At 47.3% G+C, this 3,961-nt stretch carries 3 protein-coding genes; all 3 read right to left on the bottom strand.

Going from position 1 to position 3,961, the window contains the following annotated elements; genetic code table 11:
• Positions 1-580: 580 nt before the first annotated feature.
• Positions 581-853, bottom strand: coding sequence for a hypothetical protein (locus F4Y39_02420; GenBank protein ID MYC12563.1), 273 nt, complete (start codon positions 851-853; stop codon positions 581-583).
• A gap of 57 nt (positions 854-910) precedes the next feature.
• Positions 911-3,160 (bottom strand): hypothetical protein, encoded by a 2,250-nt coding sequence (locus tag F4Y39_02415; protein MYC12562.1) that lies wholly within the window; start codon positions 3,158-3,160, stop codon positions 911-913.
• A 111-nt stretch (positions 3,161-3,271) separates the two neighbouring features.
• Positions 3,272-3,961 (bottom strand): hypothetical protein (locus F4Y39_02410; GenBank protein MYC12561.1); only part of this gene is annotated, 690 nt, incomplete at its 5' end.

Here is a 3,961-nt window from a genome sequence, read left to right as displayed (position 1 = left end):
GGTAGTGATGGCAGTCCTGGTCCTCCTGGACCAGCAGGACTGGTTGGTGATCCAGGTGACACAGGTCCTCCCGGTCCACCGGGACCAGAAGGTCCTCCCGGTCCTCCCGGTCCTCCCGGTCCTCCCGGCGGGTGAATCGTCATCAGATTATCAGGACGGTTATGAAGCTGGATACGCAGCCGGTGGTGAAGGGACTGATTAGTGATTTTCAGTGCCAGTTAAGGGTTAAAATCATGGCGTACTGAAAAACAAGCTATCAGCGTTCAGCAGCCAGCAAAACAAGCGGTTAGCTGAACGCTGATAGCTACATGTTCGTCTTCCCGCCTCGACGTCATATCAAGAAGATGGATCAGTGGATAGCGGTCTGGAAATAGAAAGGAGGTGAATATAATGGCTTAATAGTCATCATAGTACATCACGCAATTCCCTGCCAAAGTGACTGTTGGCAGGGAATTTTTTTACCAAAATGAGAATAGCGAACAAATAGTGTCACGCCAAAAGCCGCTGCCTCAAGTACAGAAAAAAGCCCGTCAATCACATGAGCATTGACGGGCTTTGTGGTGTTTGACCGCGTGAACGCTTATCCAGTGACCGGTTTGCCATAAGCATTCACAAAGATGAGGAAGTCGGGAATGCCAATGATTCCATTGCCGTCGAGATCAAATTTTGGATCGAAGTTCTCCTGTTCACTCTGGGTTCCAAATACTTCGACAAAGAGCAGAAAGTCCGCGATATCGACCTGTCCATCGCCATCAAAATCGACAGAGACAAGGGGGGTTCCTTCTACCTCAAAGCGGATGATTTCAGTAAAGTCCGCCCGAAGGATGTTCTGTGCCTTGTCCCATACCTTCATTTCAGCAAGTCCCCATGTTCCGGGAATACTGCCGACGGGCAAGATGACCGTTTTATGTTAGGTGTGATAGACAGCCGGATCGCGTGTAAAATAGACTTTTGAAAAATCCGAATCGTAATGTCTAAAGTGGTGTTTCACACCATTGGGGTCGCGTAAATACATGTCTGTCGAACTATATCCACTGATGTTGTCCTTAATTTTAAAGGCAATATCGACCTGTGTTTCGCCATTTGGTGCTTCTGGATTGGTCGGTTCTGCTTGAATGGTGATCTGATTTAAATCGAGCACAGGTAGGGTGTCGTCGGGATTTGTCGTTTGAACGACAATAGTAGCAGGTACTTCATCTATTACGACATCTTCATCCCGTAATCCATGTCCTGGATCGGTAAAGTACACGCCTTGAGCGTTTAACGCAATATCCTTCATCTTAATAAAATTGAGTTTGTACGTGCCACCCGGGAAGTAATCCGGAATCACAAGTTCAACACTTGCCTCACCGGTTTGTGGATCATATTTCCCATGTTCCGTCGCGCGACGAGAATAGGTTTCAGCATTTGCATCATTCAGTTGTGCATAGACTGTCCTTACACCGATTGCTTCAAAAAGCCGCCAGCGTGCGGTGAGAATTTGCAATGTTCTGCCTTCTGCTGTGCCTGGTGACAACGAGAGTTGCATTGTATTTTTGATGTAATCCGGCGGTTCATAATCTGCGAGCGGATTGTTGAGATAGAGTTTCCATCCAAAATCGACCTGAGATTCGTGGCGTTCATTGCCCTGGGCATCCTTGAGGGTAATTTGATCTGGACCCCAATAACCGTATGCCGCGTGCTTTGATAGTGTCTTATGCCCCCGCAAAATGTGACCTGTATTCATGCGCTGTCCATTGGCGCTTACAGGATGAAGCCAGATGTCAAAAAAGGTACCTTTTACGCTGTGAATTCTCAGGAGTGATGCCTGGGCATTATCAAAGCCATTCTCCCGATGAAGCTCAAGCTCTATTGTTATATCCTTATCCTCTTCCGGTTCGCCCGCAACCTGTATGTCAACACGTATGATCCGCCCAGGATACACCACATCGGGATACAGATTATAGACCTGAAATGTCAGGTCTTCGCGTATCCGAGAGATGTACCGCGTGCCGTGCATGACCCGGTCTCGAATAAATTCGTATTTGGCAGGGGAGCGCGAGCGCAATTTGTCGGGGTTTACGATGTAATAACTGATTGTTTCTGCCATATCCTCATTCGGATTCTTCTTGTGTGCATAAGCAGATACAAACTCGGTCTGTTTGGTGGTTGACCAGCCATCTGTGTCATCGAGGTTTACATACCAGCCACCGAGTTCAATCCAATCTTGTTTTAGCTTATCATCAAAAAGGTGTGCCCAAAAAAAGTGCGCTTTTTCATGGAGAATTAAGCGGTGGATGTAGTCGAGATCCTGTCCCTTAAAAGCGGATTCCATGAACTCAATATAGCCTTCGGTCGTCCATGCTATAGCAGGCGCGGTTGGGTTAATCGGATGAGGTGTTCCATCCAATCGCCGCACCAGATATTGCAGACCTGGTGTGCTGAGCATGCCTTGTGGGTATTCTTCAAACATACTCACAAGTGCCATCAATTCTTCGTTTTTGAATTCTCCAAACCGACCTGCATGTTCCTTCGTGGTGTTCTGAGTGAGTTCGGTATAGTCCGGCACATCTATGCTTATGCCGTAGCGTTTCTCTAATATCTGCTTGAGCGCATCTCTATCCCCGCCACCATCGGTTACATAGCGAACGACGGCATGGTGGAGTCTTTTGGAGAAGAAACGGCCTCTCACACCCTCTATTTCAGCCAGCAATGGGTCAGCATAGGTAAAAGCTTCCCGGGACAGGGTGACGATTTTCTGCCCATCCTGGATGCGAATTTCTATGTCATTTTGAATATGCTGGTCTGTCAATTGCCATAACGAGGATGACACGCTGGGTGTCTCTTTGTACGGGTCGTTACTCAATTGCGGGATGGATTCAAAGGTCTGGAGCAGTCGGTAAGCATGTCCGTCACTCCATTCGGTGCCGAGTAATACGGAATATTGTTGTATGAGACGCAATGATGCGCTGTGGGGCACGACCTGTATTGGCTGGTGTAAGAACATGACCTGCACGGGTTGAACGAGGGTTGCCGATTCTGTTCCTTCGTAGGTTGTATCGGTTTTCCAGGTGTAGGTGAATTGTGCAAGAGCATGTCCGCTGAAGATGAGTGCTATCAGAAGGATCATGCTGCTGAGGGACGCAAATCTCAAGATGCGGTGATTTGTGTTTGATGCCACTGAGTTACTCCTTTCAAGTATTTACATCAGGTTTACACATACGTTTGCGTTAATTTAAAAAATATAGTTTGTGAGTCAATAGTTAATTGGCTTTCTTAGAGAGTGATGTTATCAATCAATAAGTGCCCGTCCTGTTTTTTTACCGGCTTGAAACACAGCCAGATCCCTGCCAGCGGCGTTTTTGACCAGCCAGACATGCCCTGTATAGGTGAGTTGCACTCTAATGCGATTGGGAACAACGCGTCCATAGTACTTCTGCTTGCGGTCAAAATCCAGCCAATAAAAGAAAATTTCATCCTGAGTTTGATTCACAAAGATGATTTCAGTATCGCTACCTCCGGTTTCTGATTTTAGACTTGGAAGCGCACCGGGATCGTACTGATTTAAGTTCACCCATTCGCCACAGCTATCGCTGTTTGGATCTCTCAATTGTCGATGGCATTCCACTAACTCGGGAGGCCATTCAGAAATAAGTGCCCGTCCTGTTTTTTCACCGGCTTGAAACACAGCCAGATCCCTGCCGTAGGCTTTGGCCAGCCAGACATGCCCCGTATAGGTGCGTTGCACTCTAATGCGATTGGGAGCAACGCGTTCATAGTATCTCAGCTTGCCGTCAAAATCCAACCAGTAAAAGAAAATATCACCTTTGGTTTGATTCACAAAGATGACTTCGGTCCTGTCACCTCCAGTTTCTGATTTTAGACTTGAAAGCGCACTGGGATCCTGCCGATTTAAATCTACCCACTTGTCACCACCATCGCTGTTTGGGTCTCTCAATTGTCGATAGTATTCCGCCAACTC

The sequence above is a fragment of the Gemmatimonadota bacterium genome (assembly GCA_009838845.1).
Classification (GTDB): Bacteria; Latescibacterota; UBA2968; order UBA2968; family UBA2968; genus VXRD01.
The sequence above is the reverse complement of the archived record's forward strand: the minus strand, read 5'-3'. Positions and strand labels throughout refer to the sequence as shown.

Excerpts from the sequence above, each read along its gene's own strand:
- F4Y39_02420 (MYC12563.1), bottom strand. The coding sequence starts at position 853 with ATGAAGGTATGGGACAAGGCACAGAACATCCTTCGGGCGGACTTTACT.